The 12516-nt window shown below is 64.2% G+C and carries 16 protein-coding genes; 13 read left to right on the top strand and 3 right to left on the bottom strand.

The annotated features are described in order from the left end of the window. Positions 1-17 precede the first annotated feature (17 nt). The 6 genes from rpsE to map all read left to right on the top strand — a co-directional run bounded on the left by rpsE (position 18) and on the right by map (position 4413). Complete coding sequence (gene rpsE / locus AC1MBE_RS05530) at positions 18-698, top strand: 30S ribosomal protein S5 (protein WP_479781400.1); 681 nt, start codon at positions 18-20, stop codon at positions 696-698. A gap of 3 nt (positions 699-701) precedes the next feature. After that, positions 702-908, top strand: a complete 207-nt coding sequence (gene rpmD / locus AC1MBE_RS05525; RefSeq protein ID WP_056626615.1) for a 50S ribosomal protein L30 — start codon at positions 702-704, stop codon at positions 906-908. After that, a complete protein-coding gene (rplO, locus tag AC1MBE_RS05520) occupies positions 909-1403 on the top strand; it encodes a 50S ribosomal protein L15 (RefSeq protein WP_011692793.1) in 495 nt (164 codons plus the stop codon). A 187-nt stretch (positions 1404-1590) separates the two neighbouring features. Beyond that, complete coding sequence (gene secY / locus AC1MBE_RS05515; RefSeq protein ID WP_479781398.1) at positions 1591-2901, top strand: preprotein translocase subunit SecY; 1311 nt, start codon at positions 1591-1593, stop codon at positions 2899-2901. Positions 2902-2906: 5 nt separating this feature from the next. Continuing rightward, positions 2907-3476, top strand: a complete 570-nt coding sequence (locus tag AC1MBE_RS05510) for an adenylate kinase (RefSeq protein ID WP_479782490.1) — start codon at positions 2907-2909, stop codon at positions 3474-3476. A 109-nt stretch (positions 3477-3585) separates the two neighbouring features. After that, a complete protein-coding gene (gene map / locus AC1MBE_RS05505) occupies positions 3586-4413 on the top strand; it encodes a type I methionyl aminopeptidase (RefSeq protein ID WP_479781396.1) in 828 nt (275 codons plus the stop codon). A 119-nt stretch (positions 4414-4532) separates the two neighbouring features. Here map and AC1MBE_RS05500 read toward each other — a convergent pair whose 3' ends face one another. The 3 genes from AC1MBE_RS05500 to AC1MBE_RS05490 form a co-directional block, all read right to left on the bottom strand. Then, positions 4533-5879, bottom strand: a complete 1347-nt coding sequence (locus AC1MBE_RS05500) for an ABC transporter substrate-binding protein (protein ID WP_479781394.1) — start codon at positions 5877-5879, stop codon at positions 4533-4535. Positions 5880-5959: 80 nt separating this feature from the next. Next, positions 5960-6886 carry a carbohydrate ABC transporter permease gene (locus AC1MBE_RS05495; RefSeq protein ID WP_479781392.1) on the bottom strand — a complete coding sequence of 309 codons (927 nt, stop codon included), beginning with the start codon at positions 6884-6886 and terminating at the stop codon, positions 5960-5962. Beyond that, complete coding sequence (locus tag AC1MBE_RS05490) at positions 6883-7833, bottom strand: carbohydrate ABC transporter permease (RefSeq protein ID WP_479781390.1); 951 nt, start codon at positions 7831-7833, stop codon at positions 6883-6885. Before AC1MBE_RS05490 ends, AC1MBE_RS05495 begins: the two co-directional genes overlap by 4 nt. Before the next feature lie 233 nt (positions 7834-8066). On the opposite strand from AC1MBE_RS05490, the gene AC1MBE_RS05485 reads away from it, so the two are divergent. The 7 genes from AC1MBE_RS05485 (at position 8067) to rplQ (ending at position 12510) form a co-directional block, all read left to right on the top strand. After that, positions 8067-9116, top strand: coding sequence for a P1 family peptidase (locus AC1MBE_RS05485; RefSeq protein WP_479781388.1), 1050 nt, complete (start codon positions 8067-8069; stop codon positions 9114-9116). Between the two features lie 169 nt (positions 9117-9285). After that, entirely contained in the window at positions 9286-9507 is a 222-nt protein-coding gene (gene infA, locus AC1MBE_RS05480; RefSeq protein WP_009358723.1) for a translation initiation factor IF-1, read from the top strand. 69 nt (positions 9508-9576) lie between these two features. Beyond that, complete coding sequence (gene rpmJ / locus AC1MBE_RS05475) at positions 9577-9690, top strand: 50S ribosomal protein L36 (RefSeq protein WP_009358722.1); 114 nt, start codon at positions 9577-9579, stop codon at positions 9688-9690. 183 nt (positions 9691-9873) lie between these two features. After that, positions 9874-10248 carry a 30S ribosomal protein S13 gene (rpsM, locus tag AC1MBE_RS05470; protein ID WP_346959871.1) on the top strand — a complete coding sequence of 125 codons (375 nt, stop codon included), beginning with the start codon at positions 9874-9876 and terminating at the stop codon, positions 10246-10248. A gap of 51 nt (positions 10249-10299) precedes the next feature. After that, positions 10300-10701: a 30S ribosomal protein S11 gene (gene rpsK / locus AC1MBE_RS05465; protein WP_018773682.1), complete on the top strand. Its 402-nt coding sequence runs from the start codon at positions 10300-10302 to the stop codon at positions 10699-10701. Positions 10702-10827: 126 nt separating this feature from the next. After that, the gene (locus AC1MBE_RS05460) at positions 10828-11838 is read left to right on the top strand and encodes a DNA-directed RNA polymerase subunit alpha (protein ID WP_024366109.1); all 1011 of its coding nucleotides are present in this window, start codon (positions 10828-10830) and stop codon (positions 11836-11838) included. 75 nt (positions 11839-11913) lie between these two features. Next, positions 11914-12510 carry a 50S ribosomal protein L17 gene (gene rplQ, locus AC1MBE_RS05455; RefSeq protein WP_479781385.1) on the top strand — a complete coding sequence of 199 codons (597 nt, stop codon included), beginning with the start codon at positions 11914-11916 and terminating at the stop codon, positions 12508-12510. Positions 12511-12516: the final 6 nt, after the last annotated feature.

Below are 12516 nucleotides of genomic sequence, written 5' to 3'. Positions count from 1 at the left end.
ACGAAAAGGACATTCAGGTGACTGAAGCTGTAGCTGCTCCGGCAGCTGAGACCGCTGCGCCTGCTACCACTGACGACCGCCGTGGTGGCGCCCGTCGTGGCGAGCGTGGCGACCGCGGCCAGGGCCGTGGCGACCGTGGTGGCCGTGGTGGCCGCGACGGCGGCCGCGAAGCCGAGAAGAGCCAGTTCGTAGAGCGCGTCGTAACCATCAACCGTGTTTCCAAGGTCGTCAAGGGTGGTCGTCGCTTCAGCTTCACCGCCCTCGTCGTCGTCGGTGACGGCAACGGTATGGTCGGCGTCGGCTACGGCAAGGCCAAGGAAGTTCCCGCCGCCATTGCGAAGGGCGTTGAAGAGGCCAAGAAGTCCTTCTTCCGCGTTCCGCGCATCGGCAGCACCATCCCGCACCGCGTTCAGGGTGAGGCCGCCGCAGGCGTTGTTATGCTGCGTCCGGCTTCCGCCGGTACCGGTGTTATCGCCGGCGGTCCGGTCCGTGCAGTACTGGAGTGCGTGGGCATCCACGACATCCTCTCCAAGTCGCTCGGTTCCTCCAACGCCATCAACATCGTCCACGCGACCGTTGATGCACTGAAGCGCCTCGAAGAGCCGGCAGCAGTGGCAGCACGCCGCGGCCTCCCGCTCGACGAGATCGCTCCGCCGGCAATGGTGAAGGCGATCCTGAACCAGAAGGCAGGTGTCTGAGTCATGGCTAAGAACCTGATTCCCTCCGACGCTCAGTTGGAGATCACTCAGATCAAGTCCGCCATTGGCGGCAAGCAGAACCAGCGCGACACCCTTCGGTCCCTCGGCCTGAAGCGGATCGGACACACCGTTGTCCGCACCGCCGATGCCGTGACCGTCGGAATGCTCAACACGGTTCCGCACCTGGTAAAGGTAGAGGAGGCGAAGTAAATGGCAGAGAAGAACACCGCCGAGAAGGCACAGGGCGCCGCTGCTGAGAAGCAGAACGCACTGAAGGTTCACCACCTGCGTCCCGCCCCGGGTGCCAAGACCGCCAAGACCCGCGTTGGTCGTGGTGAAGGTTCCAAGGGTAAGACCGCCGGTCGCGGTACCAAGGGTACGAAGGCCCGCTACCAGATCAAGGCTGGCTTTGCCGGCGGCCAGCTGCCGCTGCACATGCGCCTGCCGAAGCTGCGCGGCTTCAAGAACCCGTTCCGGGTTGAGTACCAGGTTGTAAACCTGGACAAGCTCAACGAGCTGTTCCCGGAAGGTGGCGCAGTCACCGTGGAGAACCTGGTCGAAAAGGGTGCCGTTCGCAAGAACCAGCCCGTCAAGGTGCTGGGCACCGGCGACATCACCGTCAAGGTTGACGTCACCGTCCACGCATTCTCGGCCAGCGCCGCAGAAAAGATTGCCGCAGCAGGCGGAAGCACCACCGCCCTCTAACGAGGCGGCGGGGCACTCGCCCGTTGTTGAAACTCCCGGCACCGTGGGGCTCAGGCCCCCGGTGCCGGGAGTTTTTTCATTTTCCGGGCGATGCCGATTGTTCGCCGGGCACATCCACCCGTTAGACTCGGTTGTTGGGTTTATTTGACCTATCTCACACGACTTTACTTATTACTCAGGAGGACGCTTGCTTAGCGCATTTGGCCGGGCCTTTCGCACGCCTGATCTGCGACGCAAGTTGTTGTTCACGCTGGGAATCATCACAATCTTCCGCTTGGGTGCCTTCATCCCCTCGCCTGGTGTGAACTACCAGAATGTCCAGCAATGCTTGCAGAACGGTCAGACCTCGGGCGGGATCTACCAGCTCGTCAACCTGTTCAGCGGCGGTGCATTGCTGCAGGTCTCAATCTTCGCGCTCGGGATCATGCCGTACATCACGGCAAGCATCATCGTCCAGCTGCTCCGCGTGGTCATTCCCCGGTTCCAGCAGCTCTACGACGAGGGCGCCTCGGGCCAGTCCAAGCTGACGCAGTACACCCGGTACCTGACGATCGCCCTGGGCCTGCTGAACGCCACGACGCTGGTGTCGCTGGCGCGCTCCGGCCAGCTGCTGCCGAACTGCCAGCTGCCGATCATCCCGGACTCCAGCATCATCACCACGATCCTGATCATCATCACCCTGACGGCCGGAACCGGCCTGATCATGTGGATGGGCGAGCTCGTGACCGAGAAGGGCGTGGGCAACGGCATGTCGCTGCTCATCTTCACGTCGATTGCCGCAGGCTTCCCCACCTCCCTCGGCGCCATCTGGAGCGCCCAGGGCCCGGGCACCTTCTTTATGGTCCTGGTCATCGGCCTGCTGACGGTGGCGCTGGTTGTCTTCGTTGAGCAGTCCCAGCGCCGCATCCCGGTGCAGTACGCCAAGCGCATGATCGGCCGCCGCACCGTGGGCGGCACCAGCACCTACATCCCCATCAAGGTGAACATGGCCGGCGTCGTGCCCGTCATCTTTGCCTCTTCGATGCTGTACCTGCCGGGTCTGATCTCACAGTTCAACCAGCCCAAGCCGGGCGAGCCCGTGGCTCCCTGGGTCGAGTGGATCAACAACAACCTGACCCGCGGTGACCACCCCATCTACATGGCCCTGTACTTCGCCATGATTGTGTTCTTCACTTACTTCTATGTTGCGATCACTTTCAACCCTGAGGAAGTTTCTGACAACATGAAGAAGTACGGCGGCTTCATTCCGGGTATCCGTGCCGGCAAGCCGACCGCGGATTACCTGCAGTATGTGCTTTCCAGGATCACTTTGCCCGGCGCGATCTACCTGGGCCTTGTGGCCCTGATCCCGCTGATTGCCTTGGTCCTGATCAACGCCAACCAGAACTTCCCGTTCGGCGGCACCTCGATCCTGATCATGGTGGGCGTAGGTTTGGAGACCGTCAAGCAGATTGATGCGCAGCTACAGCAGCGTCACTACGAAGGGCTTTTGCGATGACGAGAATGTTGATTATCGGACCTCCCGGTTCCGGCAAAGGGACACAGGCGGAACGTATTTCGGAGCGCCTCGGCGTTGTTGCGATCTCCACCGGCGACATCTTCCGTGCCAACGTCAAGGGTGAGACGCCGCTCGGCATCGAAGCCAAGAAGTACATGGACGCGGGCGACTTCGTCCCGGACAGCGTGACCAACAAGATGGTCCGGGACCGCCTCACCGAGTCCGACGTCGAAGCCGGCTTCCTGCTGGACGGTTACCCGCGGACCACCGCGCAGGTGGACTACCTCGATGCGATCCTCGCCGACGGCGACCAGAAGCTCGACGTCGTCCTGCAGCTCACGGCCGACGATGAGGAACTCGTCACCCGCCTGCTGGGCCGCGCGAAGGACACCGGACGCAGCGACGACAACGAAGCCGTCATCCGGCACCGGCTGGACCTCTACCACGGCCAGACGGAAGCCGTGGTGGCCAAGTATGCCGACCGCGGCATCCTCACCCAGGTCGACGGCATCGGCGGCATCGACGAGGTTACCGACCGCGTGATGCAGGCCATCAAAGCGGCACAGTCCGCCTGATCCAGGCCCGTGACTACCGAGGCTCCTCCCGCACTGCCGGGAGGAGCCTCAGCCATTTGTCCGCACACCCGTCACCGGGCCGCGCGGCACCACCGAAAGGACGCTGAGGATGGCATTTGGCCAGCCCCGCATTGAATACAAGACCAACGCCCAGATGCGCACCATGCATGAAGCCGGACTGGTGCTGAGCCGCACGCTCGACGCCGCCGTGGCGGCCGCCGTCCCCGGAGTGACCACCCGCGACCTCGACGCCGTGTTCGCCGGCGTGCTGCAGGACGCCGGAGCGAAGTCCAACTTCCTCGGCTACCACGGCTTCCCGGCCACCATCTGCACCTCGGTCAACGAGGAAGTGGTGCACGGCATCCCGGGCGACCGCGTCCTGCAGGACGGGGACATCATCTCGATCGACGGCGGCGCGATCGTGGACGGCTGGCACTCAGACTCGGCCCGAACCGTCATTGTCGGGACGGCCGACCCGGAGGACCAGCGGCTCTCCGACGTCACCGAGGCGGCCATGTGGCACGGCATCGCGGCCCTGGCCACCGGGAAGTTCGTCGGCGACATCGGCAACGCCGTGGACGATTACGTGTCCTCGGTGCCGGGCAAACCGCTGGGCATCCTGGAGGACTACGTGGGCCACGGCATCGGCTCCGAGATGCACATGGCGCCGGACGTGCTGAATTACCGTACGGGCCACCGCGGACCCAAGATCCGTCCCGGGCTGTGCCTGGCGATCGAACCCATGCTGGTCCGCGGCGGCATCGAAACCGTCACCCTCGACGACGACTGGACCGTGGTCACCACCGACGGGAAGCGCTCCTGCCAGTGGGAGCACTCCGTCGCGGTGCACGAGAAGGGCATCTGGGTGCTCTCCGCGCCGGACGGGGGCGCCGCGAAGCTCGCGCCGCTCGGCGTCGTACCCGTCCCGATTCCCTAAGCGTTTGTTCCGCGGGGCCAGCGATGCGCTTAACCGCCCGCGATACGACAAATCCCTGGCGACGCTGGTATTCCAGCGTCGCCAGGGATTTGTCGTATCCTCAGGCAGGAGCCGCAGCGTCAGCTCTTGAGCTTCGGTTTCACGTCCTTGTTGTAGATGCCCTCAAGGGTGCCCTTGAGCGTGGTCATGGTGGCTTTGACGTCGCCCTGCTGGGTGAGGATCGCCGCGGCCGCCTTGGCCATCTCCTGGTCCGCGCCCGGCAGGAACACCCGGGCGTTGTCCTGGACCCGGGTGACCGCGAGCTGGTCGATGGCCGTCTTGATTTGCGGAGTCTTGGCGAGCACCGCGGTCATGTCGGCGGAGGTCCGGGTCGGCATGTAGCCGGTGGCGGCGGAGAACGCTGCCGTGTTCTCCGGCTCGGTCATGAACTTCAGGAAGGTCGCCGCAGCGAGCTGGACCTCCTTGCTGACACCGCTGGGGATGCCCAGCCCGGCGCCGCCGGTGGGGCAGACACCGCTTTCATTCTTGGGGCCTCCGGGCAGGAAGCCGACGCCGACGTTGAACTTGGCCGAGCTGAGCACACCCAGCAGCGAACCGGTGGAGGCGATCGTGGTGGAGGTGATTCCGGCGGCGAAGTCGTCCGCGGCCTCCTTGGAGGAAACACCGGCCCACTTGTCCTTGTAGATCGAATCCTGGGCCCACTGGAGAGCCTCCACCGACTCGGGGGAATCACAGTTGACGGTCCACTCGTTGGACCAGCTGCCGCCCCAGCCCCAGAGATTGTTCTGCAGGGTCCAGCCGGCGTAGCCGGCCAGCGCCGGGTAGATGTAGGCGTACTGCGCGCCGGAGCTCGCTTTGAGCTTCGGGGCCCACTCGCCGAACTCCTGCCAGGTCTTCGGTGCCCGGTCCGGCAGGCCGGCGGCCTTGAAGTGGTCCTTGTTGTAGTAGAACAGCGGGGTGGAGCGGCCGTAGGGGAGCGCCCACTGCTTGTCGGCGTACTGGTAGTCCGCGACGAGCGACTTCTGGAAGTCGTCTACCTTGATGTCCAGCTGCTTGATCAGGCTGTTGAGCGGGATGATGTTGCCGTTGGTGAAGTACCGGAACCACCAGACATCGGAGAGCACCACGAGGCCGGGCAGGGCCGACTTCGCGGCCTGGGACGTCTGGAACTTCTGCGCGATTTCCTCGTAGTTGGCCCCAGCGGTGATCAGGTTGACCTTGATCTCCGGGAACTTCGCCTGGAACTTTTCGATGATCGCCTTTTCAACCTCCTGGGACTTGCCCGGGTGGTTGGTCCAGAAATCGATGGACGAGGCAGGCTTTACGCCGCTGAAGTCAATGTCCGCCGTGCCTGTGGCCGCGGCGCCGCCTCCCGTGGAAGGGCCGCCGCAGGCCGCCAGGGCCGCGGCTCCTGCGCCCGCGCCGGCCAGGCCAAGGAAGTGTCTGCGGTCAAGATTAATTGCCATGGTGGATCCTCTCAGAAGTGGTGACTCGTTGTGATGTTGGGATGCTTCGGGGCCGTCGGCCTGATGCCTCAGCGGCGGCGTCACCCGGTGACGCTGCCCTGCGTGAGGCCGGCCACGATGTAGCGCTGCAGTGCAGCGAAGACCAGCAGGATCGGAACGATCACCAGGACCGCGCCGGCCATCAGGATGCCCCAGCCGGAGCCGTTGCCTTCCGAGTTCTGCAGGAGGGTCAGGCCCACGGGCAGCGTCATGGTCTCCGGCCGGTCGGTGATGATGAGCGGCCAAATGTAGTCATTCCATTCGCTCACCACGGTGACCAGCGCGACGGTCGCAATGGAGGGGCCGGAGACCGGGACGACGACCTGCCAGAGCCGCCGCCAGTGCCCGGCGCCGTCGATCTCGGCCGCCTCCAGGATGGAGCCGGGGAGCGTCATGAAGTGCTGGCGCAGCAGGAACGTGCCGAACGCGGTGCCCAGCCCCGGGAGGATGATGCCCCACAGGGTGTTCTTCCCGCCCATGCCCGCGATCAGGATGTAGTTGGGCAGGATGGAGACCTGCGGCGGCACCATGAGGGCGACCAGGATGACAATGAAAATGACGTTCTTGAAGGGAAAGCGGACAAAGACCAGGGCGTAGGCCGTGAGGATGGCCAGGATGACCTTCACGGTGGCGCCCACGGTGGTGACGATTAGGCTGTTCATGAAGAACCGGGCGAACGGCACCGTGGTCATCGCGACGTGATAGTTGTCCAGGTTCACGCTTTCCGGCAGGATTTTCAGGTCCATCGTGACGATCTCGCCGGGCTGCTTGAAAGAACTCAGCACCATCCAGAGCAGCGGAAGGACCACCACGAGGGTGGCGAGGATGAGCGGGACGTAGCCACCGGCGATGGTCTGGATCAGGTTGGCGCGGGAAAACGGCCGCTGGCGCTGCAGCGGAGCCTCGGGGCCGGCGACGGGTCCGGCATTGGCGGCCGGATCCGGGTTGACGGGGGAGAGAGTGCTCACGAGTAGTGCACCTTCCGTTCTACGAACCGCACCTGCAGCACGGTAATGATCAGGAGGATCGCGAAGAGGACCACGGAGATGGACGCCGAGTAGCCGGCGCGGTTGAAGGCGCCGAAGGCCTGCAGGTAGGCCTCGTAGATCAGGGTGGATGTGCCGTTGCCCAGCGGGGTCATAATCCGGATCAGGTCGAACGCCTGCAGGGAGCTCAGCATGGTGGTGATGAGCAGGAAAAAAGTGGTGGGGGACAGCAGCGGGACGGACATGCTGATAAAGCGGCGGAACCCGTTGGCGCCGTCCAGCGAGGCGGCTTCCATGACGTCTTGCGGCAGTGACTGCAGGCCGGCGAGGTAGACGACGGCGCAGTAGCCGAGGTTCTTCCAGACGTAGACGATGATCACCATGACCAGGGAGAGCTGGGGGTCATTGATCCATTGCGGGCTCTGCTGGCCGATCCCGCGGAGCAGCCAGGACAGCACGCCGTAGCCGGGGTCGAAGATGAACAGCCAGACCAGCCCGACGCCGACCCCGCTGAGGACGTAGGGGGCGAAGACAGCGGACCGGGCGAAGGTGGTGCCGCGGACCTTGGAGTTCAGCGCGAGGGCCACCAGCAGTCCCAGGACCATGGAGCCGCCCACCGTGATGAGGGTAAAGACGGCCGTGGTCCCCAGCACCTTGGGGGCATCCGCGCTGGTGAAGAAGTTGATGTAATTGTCGAAGCCGACAACCGTGGCGGAGGCGGAGCCCAGCGTCCAGTCCAGCGTGGAGTAGTAGATGTTGTTGATGAGCGGGAGGTAGGTGAACACCGCTATCAACGCCAGGTTCGGCAGGGCCAGCGCAAGGAACACGATGAAGTCCCTGCGGGTCCGGGCGGACCAGCGTCCCCTGCGCCGGCCCGGCGTGACCGTCCGGGCGGTAGCCGCAGGACGGTCAGTCAATTGTCTAGTCATAGGAGTCTCTAACGGATCCAGGCCTGCCAGTGGCAGGCAGTTGGGCGGGGGATCAACAACACTTCACCACACTGCTGGTGGGCGGAACCCCGCACAAGGCCTCGTCAGAGCTTTGTTATGTCAGGCTTCCTTGCCCGTTTACCTATTGTTGGTTGCAGTATTCCACAAAGTTCGCCTGCCGCCGCGGACATCGCCGCCGGGTATCGCCCGGAAGCGCGGCGCACAATGGAGCCATGACAGCGATTACAGACGTGCCCGGAATCCGCGTTGGCCATGCGTCCCGGACCGGGGCCGGCTGGCTGAGCGGCGTCACCGTGGTGCTTCCGCCCCCGGGGACCGCCGGCTCCGCCGACGTCCGCGGCGGCGGCCCCGGAACGCACGAAACCGATGCGCTGGACCCCACCACGCTGAGCACCGCCGTCGACGCCGTGGTCCTCACCGGCGGCAGCGCGTTCGGGCTGGCGGCCGCGCATGGCGCCCAGCGCTGGTGCGAGGAGCAGGGGAGGGGCTTCGCGGTGCCCGGCGGTGTGGTGCCGATCGTCCCGGCGGCCGCGATCTTCGATCTGGGCCGCGGCGGCGACTTCGCCGCCCGCCCCGACGCCGCCATGGGCTACGCCGCCACCGCGGATGCCGCCTCCCGCCAGGACGGGCACGACGTCGAACGAGGCAACGTCGGCGCCGGCACCGGAGCAGCAATCGGCCGGGGCCACTACAAGGGCGGCGTCGGCACCGCGTCTATTGCTTTAGACAACGGGGTGGTCGTTGGCGCCCTGGCGGTAGTGAACGCACTGGGACTCCCGTTCAGCACATCGCCGCAGCGGACGGAACCCGGCAGCGTGCGTCTAAGCGAGGAACGAGCGAGCACGCAGAGGGTTTCGGTCGCTGCGGCGAAAGCCGCCCCGGACGCTGGTCAGAGGGTTTCGGATGCGCCGCCCGCCGAGCAGGATGCGCCGCCCCTCAATACGACCCTCGTCGTCGTCGCAACGAACGCGGTCCTGGACAAGGCCGAGTGCAAGCGCACGGCGTCGGCCTCGCACGCCGGCCTGGCCCGGGCCCTGAATCCCAGCCATACGCTGGCCGACGGCGACACTGTCTTCTGCCTGGCGACGGGGGCTGTCGCGCTGGATCGCAGTACCGACGCCGCGCGGCAGCTGAGCCTGATTACCCTGCAGAGCGCGGCAGCCGACGTCGTCCGGCTGGCCATCCTGGACGGGATCGCGGCAGCGGCGGAGGTGGAGACCCCGGTGGGGCGGTTTCGTGCATACGGGGACGGAGTGCGCTAGCATGGCTGGATTTAACATTCGGCCCGCAATGCCGTAGTGTTGACTGTTGGTTGTCTGCCCTGTTGTGCCCTTTTGAGGGCCAGAGGCTTCAGCCAAGCAATCAAAAAACGTCCGCAGTGATCGCCGGTGCAAGCCGGAGGGGCTGTGGCAACAACAGTTAGCGGAGGGTATGGCCAAGAAGGACGGGGTCATTGAGATCGAGGGCGTTGTGACCGAGGCGCTGCCTAACGCGATGTTTCGCGTTGAGCTCACCAACAAGCACATCGTTCTGGCACACATCTCTGGAAAGATGCGCCAGCACTACATCAGGATTCTCCCTGAGGACCGGGTAGTGGTGGAGCTGAGCCCGTACGACCTGACACGTGGTCGTATCGTCTACCGCTACAAGTAAACACTGGCCGGCCAAGGCACTAGCTACGGGCCGGTCCAGCTGACCAACTGCAACACGCAAAGGAACGCCATGAAGGTCAAGCCGAGCGTTAAGCAGATCTGCGAAAAGTGCAAAGTGATCCGCCGTAATGGCCGGGTCATGGTGATCTGCGAGAACCCGCGCCACAAGCAGCGCCAGGGCTAATTTCCTTCACGGGAAACCCTGGGTTGCTAACCCACGCAAGTAAATAAAAGGCAGCACAAGCTGATCTGGGACACTGAGCAACAACGAGTCCGGACAGCTAACCCCCGGTCGGAGGCTGGGGCCGTACGGATTGTACGGGTGTACTGCCTACGACCTCCGGTTTATTCAAGGAGCACTGCCACTATGGCTCGTCTCGCTGGCGTAGACATTCCCCGCGAAAAGCGGCTGGAAATTGCGCTTACTTACATCTACGGCGTGGGCAAGACCCGTGCACACGAAACCCTGACTGCCACCGGCATCAGCGCTGACGTCCGGGTCAAGGACCTGACTGACGCCGAACTGGTTCAGCTGCGTGACTACATTGAAGGCAACTACAAGGTTGAGGGTGACCTTCGCCGCGAAGTGGCCGCTGACATCCGCCGCAAGGTTGAGATCGGCAGCTACGAAGGTATTCGCCACCGCAAGGGCCTGCCAGTGCGCGGACAGCGCACCAAGACCAACGCCCGTACCCGCAAGGGTCCGAAGCGCACCGTCGCAGGCAAGAAGAAGGCCCGCTAAATCCCTCGGGATTAGCTCGGCTTCCCCCAATAACTTTCTGTAGGAGAAATAATGCCCCCGAAGACTCGTGGCGCGGTTCGCAAGCCGCGTAAGAAGGACAAGAAGAATATCGCGCTGGGCCAGGCGCACATCAAGAGCACCTTTAACAACACCATCGTTTCCATCACGGATCCGAACGGTGCTGTCATCTCCTGGGCTTCGTCCGGTGAGGTTGGCTTCAAGGGCTCCCGTAAGTCCACCCCGTTCGCTGCCCAGATGGCCGCCGAAGCCGCCGCAAAGCGTGCACAGGAGCACGGCATGCGCAAGGTTGACGTATTCGTCAAGGGACCGGGATCCGGACGCGAGACCGCCATCCGTTCACTGCAGGCCGCTGGCCTCGAGGTTGGGTCCATCCAGGACGTAACCCCCAGCGCGCACAACGGCTGCCGCCCGCCGAAGCGCCGCCGCGTCTAATTCTTAGCCGGAGCTTGCCCGGACCCTTACCGGTCCGGGCAGGCCCAGCCGCGTTAAGTCATTAGACCGATCTTTCCACCACCTGTGTTGCGTCATATAGCGGATGCTCGCCGAAAGGAAACCTAAGTGCTCATTGCACAGCGCCCCACCCTCTCCGAAGAGGTCGTCTCCGATAACCGCTCCCGTTTCATCATTGAACCGCTGGAGCCGGGCTTCGGTTACACCCTCGGAAACTCCCTCCGCCGTACCCTGCTCTCCTCCATCCCCGGTGCCTCTGTCACGAGCATCCGGATTGATGGCGTGCTGCACGAGTTCACCACGGTTCCGGGTGTCAAGGAAGATGTCACCGAGATCATCCTGAACATCAAGAACCTGTCGGTCTCGTCTGAGCACGATGAGCCGGTTGTTGCTTACCTGCGCAAGCAGGGCCCGGGAGTCGTCACCGCCGCGGACATCGCTCCGCCGGCCGGCGTCGAATTCCACAACCCGGATCTGCACATTGCCACGCTGAACTCGAAGGGCAAGTTCGAACTCGAACTGACCATCGAGCGCGGCCGCGGCTACGTTTCGGCAGCTCAGAACAAGTCCGGCGACTCCGAGATCGGCCGCATCCCGGTCGACTCGATCTACTCGCCGGTGCTGAAGGTTACTTTCCGCGTGGAAGCTACCCGTGTTGAGCAGCGCACTGACTTCGACAAGCTCATTGTTGACGTCGAGACCAAGCAGGCCATCGCCCCGCGCGACGCGGTCGCTTCGGCAGGTACCACTCTGGTGGAACTGTTCGGTCTGGCCCGCGAGCTGAACACCGCAGCTGAAGGTATCGAGATTGGCCCGTCGCCGACGGATGCTGCCCTGGCAGCAGACATGGCCCTGCCGATCGAGGATCTGGACCTCACCGTCCGTTCCTACAACTGCCTCAAGCGTGAGGGCATCCACACCGTGGGTGAACTCGTTGCCCGCTCCGAGGCTGACCTGATGGACATCCGTAACTTCGGTGCGAAGTCCATCGACGAGGTCAAGGCAAAGCTCGTTGAACTGGGTCTGTCCCTCAAGGACTCCCCTCCCGGTTTCGATCTTGCAGCCCGCGCCGCAGCCATCGAAGAGGACGACGCCGCTTTCAGCGACGACGAGCTCTAAAACAGATCTTGGCCAGCAGGCTGGACGCACCGCAGCGTGCACAGCCCGCCGGCTTCCATATGAGGAGAAATAGTTATGCCTACCCCCACTAAGGGTCCGCGCCTCGGAGGCGGCCCGGCTCACGAGCGCCTCATGCTCGCGAACCTGGCAGCCGCACTGTTCGAGCACAAGCGGATCACCACCACGGTGACCAAGGCCAAGCGGCTGAAGCCGTACGCCGAGCGCCTGGTGACCTTCGCCAAGCGCGGCGACCTGGCTTCCCGCCGTCGTGTGCTCGGCCTGATCAGCAACAAGGGCGTCGTCCACGAGCTGTTCACCGACATTGCCCAGGCAGTGGAGAACCGCGACGGCGGCTACACCCGCATCACCAAGATCGGCAACCGCAAGGGCGACAACGCTCCCATGGCTGTCATCGAACTGGTTCTCGAGCCGGTTTCCGCCAAGCAGGCAGTGGTAGCCGAGGCTACCTCCGCCGCGAAGCGCGATGCTGACAAGCAGGAGGCCGACAAGGCTGAAGCAGCTCCGGTCGCCGAGACCGAAGTCGCCGAGACCGAAGAGGCTCCCGCAGCTGAGGCCGCCCAGACCGAAGCAGCCGAGACCGAAGCAGCAGAGACTGAAGAGGCTCCGGCCGCCGAGGAAGCTGCCGCCGAGTCCGAGAAGGACGCGAAGTAATTCGCT

Source organism: Arthrobacter sp. BG5, from assembly GCF_056680155.1.
This window is presented reverse-complemented; position numbering and strand designations above follow the sequence as displayed.

Excerpts from the sequence above, each read along its gene's own strand:
- rpmD (WP_056626615.1), top strand. The coding sequence starts at position 702 with ATGGCTAAGAACCTGATTCCCTCCGACGCTCAGTTGGAGATCACTCAG.
- rplO (WP_011692793.1), top strand. The coding sequence starts at position 909 with ATGGCAGAGAAGAACACCGCCGAGAAGGCACAGGGCGCCGCTGCTGAG.
- AC1MBE_RS05510 (WP_479782490.1), top strand. The coding sequence starts at position 2,907 with ATGTTGATTATCGGACCTCCCGGTTCCGGCAAAGGGACACAGGCGGAA.
- map (WP_479781396.1), top strand. The coding sequence starts at position 3,586 with ATGGCATTTGGCCAGCCCCGCATTGAATACAAGACCAACGCCCAGATG.
- AC1MBE_RS05500 (WP_479781394.1), bottom strand. The coding sequence starts at position 5,879 with ATGGCAATTAATCTTGACCGCAGACACTTCCTTGGCCTGGCCGGCGCG.
- AC1MBE_RS05490 (WP_479781390.1), bottom strand. The coding sequence starts at position 7,833 with ATGACTAGACAATTGACTGACCGTCCTGCGGCTACCGCCCGGACGGTC.
- AC1MBE_RS05485 (WP_479781388.1), top strand. The coding sequence starts at position 8,067 with ATGACAGCGATTACAGACGTGCCCGGAATCCGCGTTGGCCATGCGTCC.
- infA (WP_009358723.1), top strand. The coding sequence starts at position 9,286 with ATGGCCAAGAAGGACGGGGTCATTGAGATCGAGGGCGTTGTGACCGAG.
- rpmJ (WP_009358722.1), top strand. The coding sequence starts at position 9,577 with ATGAAGGTCAAGCCGAGCGTTAAGCAGATCTGCGAAAAGTGCAAAGTG.
- rpsM (WP_346959871.1), top strand. The coding sequence starts at position 9,874 with ATGGCTCGTCTCGCTGGCGTAGACATTCCCCGCGAAAAGCGGCTGGAA.
- rpsK (WP_018773682.1), top strand. The coding sequence starts at position 10,300 with ATGCCCCCGAAGACTCGTGGCGCGGTTCGCAAGCCGCGTAAGAAGGAC.
- rplQ (WP_479781385.1), top strand. The coding sequence starts at position 11,914 with ATGCCTACCCCCACTAAGGGTCCGCGCCTCGGAGGCGGCCCGGCTCAC.